The 13,745-nt window shown below is 67.6% G+C and carries 11 protein-coding genes and 1 tRNA gene; 5 read left to right on the forward strand and 7 right to left on the reverse strand.

Going from position 1 to position 13,745, the window contains the following annotated elements; genetic code table 11:
- Nucleotides 1-122: 122 nt before the first annotated feature.
- Nucleotides 123-635, forward strand: coding sequence for an endonuclease V (locus EV644_RS38185; RefSeq protein WP_241999330.1), 513 nt, complete (start codon nucleotides 123-125; stop codon nucleotides 633-635).
- Between the two features lie 11 nt (nucleotides 636-646).
- On the opposite strand, the gene EV644_RS38190 is transcribed toward EV644_RS38185, so the two are convergent.
- The 3 genes from EV644_RS38190 to EV644_RS46855 form a co-directional block, all read right to left on the reverse strand.
- Nucleotides 647-2,773, reverse strand: coding sequence for a Xaa-Pro dipeptidyl-peptidase (locus EV644_RS38190; RefSeq protein WP_132195599.1), 2,127 nt, complete (start codon nucleotides 2,771-2,773; stop codon nucleotides 647-649).
- A 225-nt stretch (nucleotides 2,774-2,998) separates the two neighbouring features.
- Nucleotides 2,999-3,160, reverse strand: coding sequence for a response regulator transcription factor (locus EV644_RS46850; protein ID WP_369410595.1), 162 nt, complete (start codon nucleotides 3,158-3,160; stop codon nucleotides 2,999-3,001).
- An 11-nt stretch (nucleotides 3,161-3,171) separates the two neighbouring features.
- Nucleotides 3,172-3,909, reverse strand: a complete 738-nt coding sequence (locus EV644_RS46855) for a helix-turn-helix domain-containing protein (protein ID WP_158293053.1) — start codon at nucleotides 3,907-3,909, stop codon at nucleotides 3,172-3,174.
- A 91-nt stretch (nucleotides 3,910-4,000) separates the two neighbouring features.
- On the opposite strand from EV644_RS46855, the gene EV644_RS47350 reads away from it, so the two are divergent.
- Nucleotides 4,001-4,129 carry a hypothetical protein gene (locus EV644_RS47350; RefSeq protein ID WP_255511450.1) on the forward strand — a complete coding sequence of 43 codons (129 nt, stop codon included), beginning with the start codon at nucleotides 4,001-4,003 and terminating at the stop codon, nucleotides 4,127-4,129.
- On the opposite strand, the gene EV644_RS38210 is transcribed toward EV644_RS47350, so the two are convergent.
- Both EV644_RS38210 and EV644_RS38215 read right to left on the reverse strand, forming a co-directional pair.
- Nucleotides 4,112-4,858: a ParA family protein gene (locus EV644_RS38210; protein ID WP_132195593.1), complete on the reverse strand. Its 747-nt coding sequence runs from the start codon at nucleotides 4,856-4,858 to the stop codon at nucleotides 4,112-4,114. The two genes, EV644_RS47350 and EV644_RS38210, sit on opposite strands and share 18 nt — an antisense overlap.
- Nucleotides 4,855-6,360, reverse strand: a complete 1,506-nt coding sequence (locus EV644_RS38215; RefSeq protein ID WP_158293054.1) for a CHAD domain-containing protein — start codon at nucleotides 6,358-6,360, stop codon at nucleotides 4,855-4,857. Before EV644_RS38215 ends, EV644_RS38210 begins: the two co-directional genes overlap by 4 nt.
- A gap of 302 nt (nucleotides 6,361-6,662) precedes the next feature.
- Here EV644_RS38215 and EV644_RS38220 point away from each other — a divergent pair, with 302 nt between their 5' ends.
- Both EV644_RS38220 and EV644_RS38230 read left to right on the forward strand, forming a co-directional pair.
- A complete protein-coding gene (locus EV644_RS38220; RefSeq protein WP_132195589.1) occupies nucleotides 6,663-7,139 on the forward strand; it encodes a DUF1269 domain-containing protein in 477 nt (158 codons plus the stop codon).
- A gap of 1,090 nt (nucleotides 7,140-8,229) precedes the next feature.
- Entirely contained in the window at nucleotides 8,230-10,350 is a 2,121-nt protein-coding gene (locus EV644_RS38230) for a prealbumin-like fold domain-containing protein (RefSeq protein ID WP_132195587.1), read from the forward strand.
- Nucleotides 10,351-10,696: 346 nt separating this feature from the next.
- Here EV644_RS38230 and EV644_RS38235 read toward each other — a convergent pair.
- Nucleotides 10,697-10,762 (reverse strand) — tRNA-Arg (locus EV644_RS38235).
- Between the two features lie 784 nt (nucleotides 10,763-11,546).
- On the opposite strand from EV644_RS38235, the gene EV644_RS44895 reads away from it, so the two are divergent.
- A complete protein-coding gene (locus EV644_RS44895) occupies nucleotides 11,547-12,704 on the forward strand; it encodes a GAF domain-containing sensor histidine kinase (protein WP_158293055.1) in 1,158 nt (385 codons plus the stop codon).
- 245 nt (nucleotides 12,705-12,949) lie between these two features.
- On the opposite strand, the gene EV644_RS38245 is transcribed toward EV644_RS44895, so the two are convergent.
- Nucleotides 12,950-13,465 (reverse strand): MarR family winged helix-turn-helix transcriptional regulator, encoded by a 516-nt coding sequence (locus tag EV644_RS38245; protein ID WP_132195583.1) that lies wholly within the window; start codon nucleotides 13,463-13,465, stop codon nucleotides 12,950-12,952.
- Nucleotides 13,466-13,745: the final 280 nt, after the last annotated feature.

Consider the following 13,745-nt stretch of genomic DNA (forward strand, 5'->3'; position numbering starts at 1 on the left):
TGCAGAACAGGCTCGCAGGGGAGACACCAGCGCTCTGGATGCCACCGGCTAGCTACCTCGTGGGCGGCTGCTGGGTCTGCTTTCGTCGTGGGCTGGCGGGCCCTGGGGCTGCGGGCGATCCGATGTGGGCCGCCGCGGTCGTCGTTGACGCTGGTCGCATTGTCGGGCAGCGGGTGGTCGGCGGCTGCGCGTCAGGTCCGTACGTGCCCGGGATGCTGGCCCTGCGGCTCGGCCCGCAGCTCGAGGACGTCGTGCGGCGCATTGCGCCCTGGCCGGAGGTACTGCTCCTGGATGCGACCGGAGGTGACCACCCGCGGCGGGCCGGGCTGGCTGTGCACCTCGGGGCGGCGCTCGACTTGCCCACAGTGGGTGTGACACACCGCCCGTTGCTGGCCACCGGGGCCTGGCCCGCGGACGAGGCCGGGGCGACTTCACCGCTGACCATTGGCACCGACCAAGTCGCGACCTGGCTCCGAACCAGACGAGGAACCCGGCCGCTGGTCGTGCACCCCGCCTGGCGGACCGATCTGGATGTCGCCGTCCGGGTCGTCGAGGCATCACTCGCCGGGCGCCGGACCCCGGAACCACTGAGGTCCGCCAGGCAGGCGGCCCGGCGTGCTCGCGCAGGGCAGTAGGCCTCGCCTTCTCAGCCGATGGCGCCGGCCAGCGCTACCGAGCCGCCGACCACCGGGACCGTGAGCGAGCTGCGGGCCAGGTCAAGGGTCAGCTGCGTCCCGCCCGGCGGCCGGATCGTGAAGTCGCGATCGCTGGAAATGACCATTAGCGCGAGCCGATTCCCGGCCGGCACGACGGTGTCCTTCGGCTGCAGGTCGACATCGATCCCGTACATTCGGCCCGGCTTGATCGGGGCGTCGGCCCAATCGGAGTTGCGATTGGCAGGGTCGATCCAGCCCCGCGTCAGGATCGTGCCGTTGCCTGCCGGTGAATAGCTCACCAGCGCCGCGGTCAGATTCGCTCTCGACTTGCTGAACGCCAACTGCAGCGAGACTGTCGGCGTTCCGCTGATGCGGACGGGCTGCGTGAGTGGCGCCGTCTGGTAGATCAGGCGCACGTTCGAGGAGGCCGTGTTCGCTGAGGTGAGCCCGGCGATCGACGCGTCGTCGGTCAGCATCTCCGTCACGCTCGTCGCGACCGGTGGTGCGATCGTCAGACCGCCGCGCAACGGAGCCCCGGGTGTGAGGTGCAGCGCGACCTCGCTCGATGTGGGGTCCGGCCATTCGGCGTACGGGGTCGGGTTGGCATTGCCGCAGACGAGGCTGACGACTGTGCCGTCAGCGACCTTCTGGCCGGTCCCGGTGGCCACCGCTGAAGCCAGTACCACGTGCGTGGCGTCCGGGATGTCCGTGATCAGGCGCGTCGTGTTCGTGATCGTGCCGTCAAGGTTCGTTTGCGGGACCGTCAGCACGAAGCCGATCCCGAACGGGCTGGAGTCCGCGACCGTCAGCGTCGCGGCGTTCGACTGATCGCCGGCAACCGTCGTCTGGCGAGGTGGGCAGGACGCGGCCTCGCGAACAACCCAGGAGCGCGGCAGCGACTCGACGCCGTTCTGTACGCCGTACAGGTAGCGAGTGAACCAGTAGTTGATCAGCACGTCAGGCGGCATTCCGCCATGACCGCCCTGGTGGAAGTAGAACATGTGCGGTACGTCGCGCTTCTTGAGCGCGGCGTAGAACTGCGCCGCGTTCTTCGTCATGACGTTGAAGTCGTTGTTGCCATGGGCAAGCAGGGTCGCGGCGTGGACGTTGTCGACGTCCTTCATGTAGTTGCGCTCCTGCCAGAACCCACTGCGGTTGCCGGTGGCTCGATCGATGTGCGCCTTGAGGTAGTCGATCTCGGGCTGACAGATCGTGCGCGGCCCGGCCTCGTCGAGACGTGAGTACACGACGTCCGCCAGTACGTCGAGATCCTCACCCTGGAACGCGTTGTTGTTGCCCGTCGGGTTGGACGACGAGTGTGGCGCCCGCACCATGCCGTTGGCGCGGTAGTAGTCGTACCAGTCGGAGATGGCCGAGATCGGCACGATGGCCTCGAGGCCCTCGACCCCTGTCGTCGCCACGGCCTCCGGGATGGTCCCGTTGTAGGACGTGCCGATCATGCCGACCTTGCCGGTCGTCCAGGCCGCGGCCGCCGGAGTGTCGCCATTGCGCGTCGTGTACGCGGCCGTCCGGCCGTTGAGCCAGTCGATCACAGCCTTGGCGGCCAGGGTCTCGTTCGTGCCACCCGAGGTCGGGCAACCGTCGGAGTGGCCGGTACCCGGTGACTCAGCGTGGACGACGGCGAAGCCGCGCGGCACCCAGGTCGACTCGTATCTGGTACTGATCGTGGGGCTGGTGTTGAAGGCTGACCAGAGCGGTGTCGCCGGCCGCGTCGCCGGAGGTGCGCCGAGCTCGTGGTCGACAGCCCAGTTGCTGTACTCCGACGCCGTTCCCGCGTAGTACGGGCTGTCCTCGAAGACGACCGGCACCTTCAGGCCGTCGGTGAGGACCTCCCGCGGCGCGGTGAAGTCGGCGTGGATCCGGTCGAGCTTGCCGTCCTTGTCACTGTCGAACGACGCTTGGACCCACACCTCACCGCTGTACCAGTCGGCGGGGTTGGTCGAGAAGACGGCTTGCGCAAGGCCATTGACAAACGTCGGGACCGCAGATTGCGCCTCGGTCGTGAGATTGCGCGTCGCCAGCGCCGACGCAGGGCTCGCCGCTGCTGCGGCCGCCAGGGCGGTCGCCGCCACGGCCGCCAGAAGTCGAGTTCTCATCGCTGCTCGCCCCTTTGCGTTCGCCCAACACGTCGAAACCTCAGCATCATGCTGCGCCAGAGTCGGAACCGCAACAGTCTGGCCTTGGAGGCCCGCGCGCAGTCTTGAGACCGGAGCTGTGTCGGTTGAACATCGTCCAGAAGAACTCCCGCCCTGACCACTCGACCATTTGGGGGAAAACACAAACCCCGAACCCAATGAGGGTTCGAGGCTGACCCCACACCGTTACTGCTGGTTGCCGGGTTGCAGCCCGAAACCAGCAGTGCGGGCTCGGACTATCGCCTGCGCGCGGTCGGCGACCTGCAGCTTCGCGAAGACGCTCGATACGTTGTTGCGCACCGTCTTCGGGCTCAGGCTGAGACGCTTCGCGATCTCGGCGTTGCCCACACCGGCGGCGATCAGGTCGAGTATTTCCCGCTCCCGCCGGCCGAGCCCGGGGAACAGTCCGGTGTCACCATCGAGACGGCGCCGCGAGCGATGGTGTCGGCGCGGTCGTACGCGCCGAGCCCGATCAGGGCCTGTGCCCGCGCATAGTCGGCGGCAGCCAGGTACACCGGGTCTTCGAGGATCTGTGCCGCCTGGAGGCCCCGTTCGGCCGCGACCCAGGCGAGATCGACGGCTCCGAGGTTCTTGAGGAAGTGGGCCGTCGAGTTGGTGGCTTGGACGAGTGATTGAAGGGCCGGTAGGCGGTTGTCGCTGATGGCGGTTGCGTGCAGGTCGGTCAGGAGCGGGGCGAGAGCGTGCCCTACGAGGGAGTCCTGACAGTTGATCCGTGCCTCCGCGAGCCGCTGGGTCTCAAGGCTCAGCTCATCGATGGTTCGGCTCGGCTTGCCGGTCGGTAGGTCAAGGGTTGTTGCCATCAGCGCGATGCGGATATCCGGAATCGCGGCGTGTGCGTCGCTGTTGGCGCGGTCGGCGATGAAGTGGTCACCGGTCAGGTCGGCGATGCTGACCCGGAGCGCATCGGCGATTGCCTTGATGGTCTTGCGGCGTTCGAGGTTCGTGTTGCCGTTCTCGATCTTGGACAGGTAGCCCTTGGTGATGCCAGCCTGGCCCGCGAGGGCATCGAGGGTCATGTTGCGCCGCTTGCGCAGACGGCGGATCTCCTGCCCGAGGTTCGCCAGGTCGTTGTCCATGCAGGACAACGCTACCGAACCCGGGTTTCCGCTCAGGAAACCTCGGCCCGTACCCGCCTGCTGTTCCACCCGCCTCCGAGTAGAACAACGAGTGACGGCGATCGCCCCGGGCTGGACCGTCACCGACATGGCGGCGATCGTCTACCTGGCGTCCCCAGAGGCCGATTTCGCGGCAGGGACCGTGCTCGACCTCAACGGGGGCTCATACCTTCGCAAGTAGCCTGGCTTCGTCCCACAGGCTGCGGTAGGCGACCGACGCCGGGGAGGTGCGGGCCCAGGCCACCACCGGGGCGCGGCGTACGCCCATCTGCTCGACGACCGAGGCCATTGGGATCGTGGTGCCCGCGACGTCATGGTTTTCCTTCGGGAGTTGCTCGGACAGGTCGCGGTGCAGCCGGCGACGGCGGTCGACCATGGACAGGAACGCGAGCAGGTCCGGCGCAGGCCCCTTGGCCTCGGCGATGAACGACCGCAGCTGGTCGAGCGTGCGCACCGACAGGGGAGCGGGCACCAGCGGAGCGAGGACCAGGTCCGCGGCGCGCACGATGCCCTCGGACACGAGCGACACGCTCGGCGCACAGTCGAGTACGACGACGTCGTACTCGTCGGCCATGCTGTCGAGGAGCCGGCCGAGGCGGCGGGTCGGCTTCTTCTGCGCGTCCAGCAGCAGGTCGAGGTTGCGGTAGGAGAAGTCGGACGGCAGCAGGTCGAGGTTGTCGAAGTCACTGGCTTTGACGGCGTCGCGGAGGTCACGCTTGCCGGAGACGAGCGCCTCGCCGCCGCCCTTGACCTTGGGCCGGATCCGGAACAGGTACGTCGCACCGCCCTGCGGATCCAGGTCCCACAACAGGACCCGGTGTCCGCTCTCGGCGGCCAGCCAGGCCACGTTCGCCGCCGCGGTCGTCTTCCCGACACCGCCCTTGATGCTGTACGACGCGACGATCCTCATCGGCTGGTCACCATCCTTGCGTAGAGACGCTGGTTGTGTGTCCGGTTGAACCGATGCCAGCGGTCCGCCACCTCGGCACGAGCGGCGTCCTGACGGAGCTGCAGGTGGTGTTCGAGGCGACCCATCGCCATCAGCGTCGCCGGGGGCGTCCCGGCCTTGGCGAGTTCGACGCCGTAGTGGTGGACGCTGATGCGTTGGGCCTCGGCGTCCTGGAACTCGCCGAGGATGTCCTGCAGGAGCTTGAGCTCACTCACGGCCTCGCTTCGGGCGTCGGCGCCGTACAAGCTGCCAAAGAACTCGAGCAGGTAGCGCAGCTCCTTGCAGCGCTTGCGCAGGTCGTGCACGGCTTCCGCCGGAGAGGCGTCGGTGATGGCGTCGCCGCGCTTGGCGACTCGCTTCCAAGCGCGGCTCAGCAGTTCGTCGGCGACCTCGATCACCGGGCGCTCGACAGGCCCCGGGACCGTCAGCTCACATTGCCATCCGTCGAGCAGCGCGGCGAATCGTTCGGACCGCAGTGCGCGGTTGAGTACGGCGTGCGCCCTTGTGCAGTGCCGCGTGAGCTGCTCGCGGAACGGTTCGAGCTCGCTCGATGCGGACACCTGGCTGACCAGGTCGTCGAAGCCGAGCAGGTACACGTCGAGATCACGGCTCAACGAGGTCTGATCGGCGAGCCACTTGAGCTCGACGGCGTACCTCGCCCGGATGTCCTCGTCGATCGTTCCGTGCGCGAACTTCAGCACGGCTCGGGTACGGCGCACCGTGACACGCAGATTGTGGAGGAACTCGGTGTCCAGTTGGCGAAGCGTGCCCTCGACATTGTCGAGGACGATCTCTCGTAGTTGCGTGAGCGTGCCGGCCAACGCCTGGGTGGCCGGGATCCGCGGGGTGAACTCCAGGTCGGGCTTCGACCGGAAGCTGCGCGGATGGAGACCGGCGGCCCGGAGGACCGACTCGAAGAGCGGCTCCTTGGCCGGCCCGAACCCGGGGATCGCGTCCAGCGTCCGGCACACCTTGGCCGCGTCCTTGTCGTAGCCGCGGAGAGACTCGATCCTAGCCCGCAGGCCGACGGGCGTGCCGTCCCGGACTGTTGTGGGACCTTCGACGACGATCCGGGCGACGGTCTTCTCGTCGGGGCCGAGCACCGAGAGCACTTGAACCGGACCGCTCGCGACTACGCGCGGCAGCAGCGCCCGCACACCGATCAGTTCGAGGACGCGGTCTCGCGTCACACCGTCCGGAAGGGAGTGCGCGGTGACCGCTGTACGGCTGGTCGGCTGTCGGGAGATCTGCTGCCCTTCGAGGTCGCTCAGCACGAGCCACGACTCGCGCTTCCGCAGGTGGTGCTCGAGCAGCAGCCCTGCCCGGAACAGCCGCCAGTCATGCGTGTCGAACCAGACTCTGCGCTCGGTGTGGTGGACGTCGACGCGCACCGGCAACGCGTCGGTCAGCACTTCGACGCACGACGGCCCGACCGCCTCGTCGACCACGAACTCATCCGCCACCCTCGGCTCCCCGGAAACGCGACGTGAACGATGAATGAATGCAGGTATGTCTCACTCCAGTGAACTACGGCATGCCCCTGTCGGGATGCGGGCGCGCGGACTACCGGTCTGCCGATATTCGGTCGGCAGGACCGCCCGGCGTGACCAGAGTCCTGGTGGTGGCTGCCGATGGTGGTCTAAACGACGGTAGGCCGCGCCTCCGTGTCCGGGATCGTCCGTCGGGGGTGAGGCGGTGCGTCTGGCCGGCGTACTAGAACGGGTATGTCGCGGCTCTGCGACATGCCACCTATCGAGGAAATCCCATGGGAAACAAGACCGTTGTATTGGCAGTGTTCGCGAACGAGGCCGCGGCGGATTCCGCGGCGCAGACCCTCAAGGACTCCGGGCTCGCCAGCCATGATGCGATCGGCGTTCTCGTCCTCAACGAGAAGGGTGAGGTCAAGACCGAGAAGGTAGGCAAACGCAGCACTGGCAAGGGGGCCGGCATCGGTCTGGCGCTGGCCTTGTTCACCCCGGTCGGCCTCGCTGTCGGAGTGGTCGGCGGTGGACTTGCCGGTGCGCTGCACCACAAGGGCCTCGGCATGGACAAGGCCGACCGTGAACGTCTCGGATCCGAGCTCACTGATGGCAAGGCCGCCGTCGGGGTGCTGGCGCCGGTGAGCGAAGCGGACGCCGTCTCGGCCAAGCTGACGGAGCTGGGCGGTACGACGGAGTCGCACACAGTGTCCGACGACGATCTCGACGAGGCCCACCAAGCCGCCACCCCTGCCACGTCCTAGCCGCGTCGCCGCGGGACCGGGCCGGTACCTTCGCGCCGACCGGTCCCTGAACCGCCGCACACCGGCCGCCGCCTGCTGCGCCTGCGAGTTCGCCCGCGCGGGTGGCGAGGGCTCGGATCGACACGGGCTCCGGTGTGGGCACGTGCCACGGGCGACCCCAGGCGCTCTCGTCCGAGGCGACCGCGATCAACGTGCGCGCGACATCACCGACCTATGTCCAACTGTGCGGCGCGTCCAGGTCGGCCGGCGCCGTACCGCGACTGCCTTTGATCACCTTGGGCAGCACCATCACGATGAACGGCGAGACGGCGCTCGCGCCGAGGTAGTCCAAGCCAGGGACCTCTGCGGTGCGGATCCGCCCGATCACGCGGACCTGATCGCCCCGACCGGCGAGCAACTGGGCGGTCGCCGGACCGGCACCGACGACAACGTGCAGGGACGTGGCAGAGCCTTACCTCGGCGGACACGGATGCAACAGTTTCTAACGCAACGTGATGCGCCGCGCAGGTCAACCCCCGCACGTTGCCCGGTGCAACGGTCGCGCCGCGTCCGGTCTTGGAATCCCCGTGTAGCCACAGGATTGAGTCTTGATCCCGTACGGCAGGAAGGCCACCGTAGGGAACATTCCGGGGGTTGCTGGGTGGCGAGTCCGGGTGTACGTTCATTACGCCTCGTAACTGTGATGCTGGGGGTTGCCCTTACGCAGGCGGAGACATCACAGCGGAGCGTAGCCAGGGGTGGGGACCCGGATGCTGGCGACGTTCCGGGGCCAGGGGGAACCATGGATGGATTGTCGCGCGCGCCGGCCGGACCGGTCGGACGCGATCCGCCGGCGCATCGGCGAGGTCAGCTCCGCCCGCTCTGCGGGCGGGAGCTTGAGACTCAGGGATCGACGCCCGGCCCGACGGCCGGGTGACGAAGCCGCGTCTTGACTGGTAGGGCAGCTGCGCTTCCTCCCACCGCTCGGGGCCGACATCGCGCCGCGATCGCGCGCCGCGAACGTCTGCCCGGTGGTCGTTCGACGACATGCCTGCTCACCGTCTCCGGACACGACCCCACACAGCGTGTTCCAACTTTCGGAAGGCAAACAGTGAACAAGCGAAGCAAGCCGCATGCGCTCCGGCGGTTCCGGCGGCCCCTGGTGATCTTGACCGGTACGGCGTTGCTCCTGGCCATCGGGGCCTCGGCCAACGCGAACCTGCCCGGCAGTACCTTCGAGGGCAACGACGGCAACCTCGTCGTCAACACGACAGGCAACAAGGACTGGGTGTCCACCTCGATCAATCGCGTCCGTGGTGACGACCTGGCCAGTGGCTCCGGCGACAATGCGTTCGGTCAGGGCAGCAAGGAAGACGACCCGAACGTATCGGTGGTGACCGGGTCGATCCCGCCGCAGAAGAGCGACCTGACCCGGTTCTACGTCGGGAACGAAGGTGCTGGTGGCAGCAACTTCCTCTACCTGGCCTGGGAGCGCTCGAATGTTCTCGGCTCCGCCAACATGGACTTCGAGATCAACAAGCTGGCGCAGCCGAACCTCACCACGACCGGGCAGAAGACGCTCAACAGAAGCTCCGGTGATCTGCTCATCACGTTCGACTTCGGCGGTAGCGGCAACCCGGTGCTCGGCCTGCTCAAGTGGGTCACCACTGGCGCGACCAGCCAGTGCTTCTCCGCGAACTCCCTGCCATGTTGGGGTAACCGGGTCGACCTCAGTGCTGCCGGCTTCGCCGAAGGCGCGGTCAACAGTGTCACGGTCGCGGACCCGATCGCGAACGTGAGCCTGCCCGCAGGGGAGTTCGGCGAGGCGTCGATCAACATGACTGCGGCGGGGATCTTCCCGGCCGGCCAGTGCACGGCGTTCGGCAGTGCGTTCCTGAAGAGCCGCTCGTCGGCGTCGTTCCCGGCCGAGGTCAAGGACTTCGTCGCACCGCAGCCGGTGAACATCTCCAACTGCGGCAAGATCATCATCCGGAAGGTGACCGAGAACGGCGACGCCAGCTTCGGTTACACCACCACCGGCGGACTCACCCCGTCGACGTTCTCGCTGTCGAACGGGCAATCGCGGACCTACAGTGACGCGACTCAGGTTCAGCCCGGCAACTACAGCGTGACCGAGTCGACCCTGCCGGACGGCTGGACGCTGAAGAGTCTGGCGTGTACGGCGACCGGCTCAGGCACCAGCTACACGACCAGCAGTGCGACCACCAACATCGTGATGGCACCTGACGGCGTGGTCGACTGCACCTACACCAACCACATCAACGCGCATCCGTCGATCGCGACCACACTGTCGGCCGAAACGATCCAGGTCGGCGGTACTGTGCACGACTCGGCGGCTCTGACCGGTGCGACGGCGAACGCCGGCGGAACGGTGACCTACACCGTCTACACCGACACGGCCTGCTCGACCGGTGCACAGAGCGCAGGTACGGTCACGGTGACGAATGGCGTCGTACCCGACTCCAACGCGATCACCTTCAACCAGACTGGTGACTTCTACTGGCAGGCGGCGTACAGCGGTGACGCCAACAACGACGCGGCCACCAGTGTCTGCACCAGCGAGCATCTGGTCGTGACGAAGAAGTCGCCGTCGATCGCGACCACCTTGTCGGCCGAAACCGTCGAGGTCGGCGGTACTGTACACGACTCGGCGACGCTGACCGGTGCGACGGCGAACGCCGGTGGAACGGTGACCTACACCGTCTACACCGACACCGCCTGCTCGACCGGCGCGCAGAGCGCAGGCACGGTCACGGTGACGAACGGCGACGTACCCGACTCCAACGCGATCACCTTCAACGCGGCTGGTGACTTCTACTGGCAGGCGGCCTACAGCGGCGACGCCAACAACAACGCTGCGACGAGCGTCTGCACCAGCGAGCATCTCGTCGTCACAAAGAAGCAGCCGGCCATGACCACGGCGCCGAACCTGATCCCGAATGACGACGCCACGATCTCCGGAGCGCTCAACGCGACCGGCACGATCACCTTCAACCTGTACAACCCAGCCGCGGCCACGTGCGCCGGCGCGCCTGCGCTCACGCAGACGGTGACCGTGAGCGGCAACGGCACGTACAGCACGACCAACACGACGTTCGTCGCAAGCACGCTCGGTACCTGGCGCTGGCAGGTCAGCTACAGCGGCGACGCCAACAACAACCCGACCAGCTCCGCCTGCGGCGTAGAAAGCTTCACCCTCGCCAACGGCTGACACCCCCCACCAGTTGGGGCCGGTCCTCCCGGACCGGCCCCAACCCACGCTCCAGGCCTAGGTGTCCACCTTGAACGGATCCTGTTCCGCCAGCGGCTTGTCCAGCCTGGCCTGATCGAGCCGCCGCGAACCCCGTACGACGCCGCCGCCTGCCCATAAACGCCCGAGTCTGCGAAGGCTGAACTCGTCGTACTGTCGCCGGCGCGAAGCACGCCTTTCCGGAGGATCACTGCCACCAGACGAAAATGTTCCGGACAGGCCCCCCGCCGGCCCCCAAAAGCAACAAGCCCCGAACCCGGAGGGGCGGTTCGGGGCTGTGCCGATGTCCTGAGAAATCACAAGGTGCCCCCGGCAGGATTCGAACCTGCGCCCGCACGGTTTAGGAAACCGGCGCACCCCACCGACATGCGCCCCTCCAGGCATAACCAGGCAACACCAGTTCGGCCGATCTTGACTCCAGTTGACTCGGATCGACCCCTCTTTGTTCCCACAGCGTTCCCACGCTGAGTTGCTCAGCCCGGGCGCCGGCCGCGACGAGCGGCCGGTAGGTCGGCGCGGTCGCTGAGTTGAGCCGCTACACGGCAGTGCCCTGTGTGCGCCGGACCACTGTTGACTGGCCGACCGAGGTGAGGGGGAAGCACACCTGCTCGGCCGTCTTTAGACGATGGACGTTCGCTCGCAAGCTGGACGGGATGTCACTGCCCTGCGCTGTCGAGGCTCCGTCTCCGCGTTGCCTAGCTCGGCTGCAACCGCCAGGTCGCGCTGGTAGGTGGTGTTGCCGGGCTCGGTCTCGGCCAGGCGGTCGCGGATGTCGAGGGACTGCTGGTACAGCTCCCGGGCGCGATCGCTTTGCCCCTCGCCCACCGCCAGGCCGCCCATCCAGCGGCCGGCACCGACCCGGACTTCATCGCGTCCTACGAACCCTGGAACGGACTCACGTACGACACGTAACGAGTCGTTCCGCGACGCCTCACTTGCCGCGCGCTTCTGCCGCAATCCGCACGCTCATGCCGATGAGCGCTCGTTCTTGCGCGCGCTTGTGGGAGTCGGTGATGCCTGCTGAACTGTGCTTGTGGAGGCCGGGACGGGTCGGCGAACAGCAGGTGAACCGCGTTGGGTCGGGCACGACGGCCGCACTCTGCCGGTGGCGGCGCTTGTGCGTGTGGCGCGCGGTCGCGAGGGGATGGCGAGCGCGGTTGAGCGGTGAACAGTTGCGCGTGCTGGCCGAGGAGCAGGCGGCGTTGCGGCGGGTCGCGACGCTGGTGGCGCGCGGGGTGCCGCCGGAGGAGTTGTTCGCGGCCGTTGTCGAGGAGACCGGTAGGCTGTTTTCGGTCGAATACGTGGCCATGGGTCGCTATGAGCCGGACGGCACGTTGACCATCGTGGCCGGCTCGGGCTTGGCAGGCGACAGCTTCCCTGTCGGCAGCCGGTGGGGCCTTGGCGGGAAGAACCTCGGCACGCTCGTTTTCGAGACCGGCCGTCCGGCCCGGCTCAACCTTGCCGATGTCTCCGGCCCGATTGGTGCAGTCCGGCCGGAGGGGATCGGCTCAGGCGTCGGGGCGCCGGTCATCGTCGAGGGGCGCCTCTGGGGTCTGCTGATCGCGGGCGGGACGCCGGAGCAGCCGCTGCCGGCGGACATCGAGGCGCGCCTGGCCAACTTCACCGAGCTGATGGCGACCGCGATCGCGAACGCGCAGAGCCGCGCCGAGCTGATGGCCTCGCGGGCGCGGATCGTCGCCACCGCCGATCAGACGCGTAGGCGGATCGAGCGCGATCTGCACGACGGCATCCAACAGCAGCTCGTCTCGCTCGGTCTGGAGCTGCGCGCGGCGCAGGCGACGGTGCCCCCGCAGCTCGGCGAGCTCGAAGGTGCGTTGGCGCGCGTCGCCGACGGGCTCAGCAGCGTGTTCGACGAGTTGCGCGAGATCTCCCACGGCATTCACCCCGCGATCCTGTCCGAGGGCGGACTGAAGCCGGCACTCAAAGCGCTACGGCTCCGTTCTGCGGTACCGGTCGAGCTGGACCTGCACACCGAGCGACGGCTGCCAGAGCCAGTCGAGGTCGCCGCGTACTACGTGGTGTCAGAAGCATTGACCAACGCCGCCAAACACGCGCACGCATCCGTCGTGCACGTCGAAGTCGACACCCACGACGCGACCTTGCAACTGGCGATCCGCGACGACGGCATAGGCGGAGCCGACCTCGGCCAGGGGTCCGGACTGCTCGGGCTCAGCGATCGAATCGAAGCGCTCGGCGGCACTCTGCAGGTCAGCAGCCCCGCTGGCAACGGCACCACGCTGCTGGTCAAGATCCCACTCGAAGGCCCGGGCAGCAGGGTGTCGCCCGCGCCGTAGCGCCGGTTCCATCACCCACCACGCAACGCAGCTCGACGATGGCGCCTCGCTCCGCGCTGCTCGGTGACCGAAGCGAGGGAACCACGCCGTAAAGTAGAGGGGAAACGGCCTAGACAAACAGCCGGCCTCCTACCGTCAACGCTACGAACGTCCATGTGAGCGGGTCGCTCGCGTATCCCGCGTCGACCAGGCGTCGAGGACGTGTGGCCGTCGGCACGGCCCGGCCGGGGTGGTGCTGACAGGCCTCAGGCGTTGGGGTCTGGTCCTTCGATGGCGAGTAGCAGTTCACGCAGGTCGCCGCTCAGCCGCTGCTGCAGGGCGGGGTCGATGGCGGCGAAGACTTCCTGTTCCGCGACATCGTTGGCCTCGACCGCTTGTTGCTGGCGTTCGAGGCCACTGAGGGTGAGCGTCACGAGAACCTGGCGGCGGTCAGCGGGGTCGACGTCGCGTCGGACGTAGCCGTTGCGCTCGAGGCAGCGGACGCGGTTGGTGATCGCGCCGGAGGTGAGCTGAGCCACGTCCAGCAGTTCGCCGACGGTCAGCGTGCCGCCCGCGCGGCGCAGTCCGCTGAGGATCTCCAGCTCCCACAGCTCCATGCCGAGTGGGGCTAGCCGCCGGCGTACCTCGGTGTCCAACTGGCGGGCGGCCCGCCGCAGTCGCCAGGCGATCGCCTTCGCGGAGGCATCACGCTCGGGCTCAAGCGTGGCGAGGAACGCCAGCATCGAGTCGACCCGGTCGCGTCGAGCGCTTGCTGTGGACATGCCCACAAATATAGCAGCTTGAAGAATCTCAACGTCGTGATAAATTTACCTTCACGTTCAGATAATGAAGGTGAAGGGACCTTATGGCCACGAACGCAAGTAGAGCGGGACGAATCGCCCCCGCGCACTCTCAGCGGCAAGGCGCAGAGGTTGGCGCTCCCAGCACGCGGACCGTCGCGTTGACCATCACGCTGGCCGTTTTGGGGGTGTTCGTGACGTATGTGCCGATCACGGCGGTCAGCGGTTCGCTGACCACGATCGGCGCCTCGACCGGCGCATC

This window comes from Kribbella orskensis, assembly GCF_004342085.1.
GTDB lineage: Bacteria > Actinomycetota > Actinomycetes > Propionibacteriales > Kribbellaceae > Kribbella > Kribbella orskensis.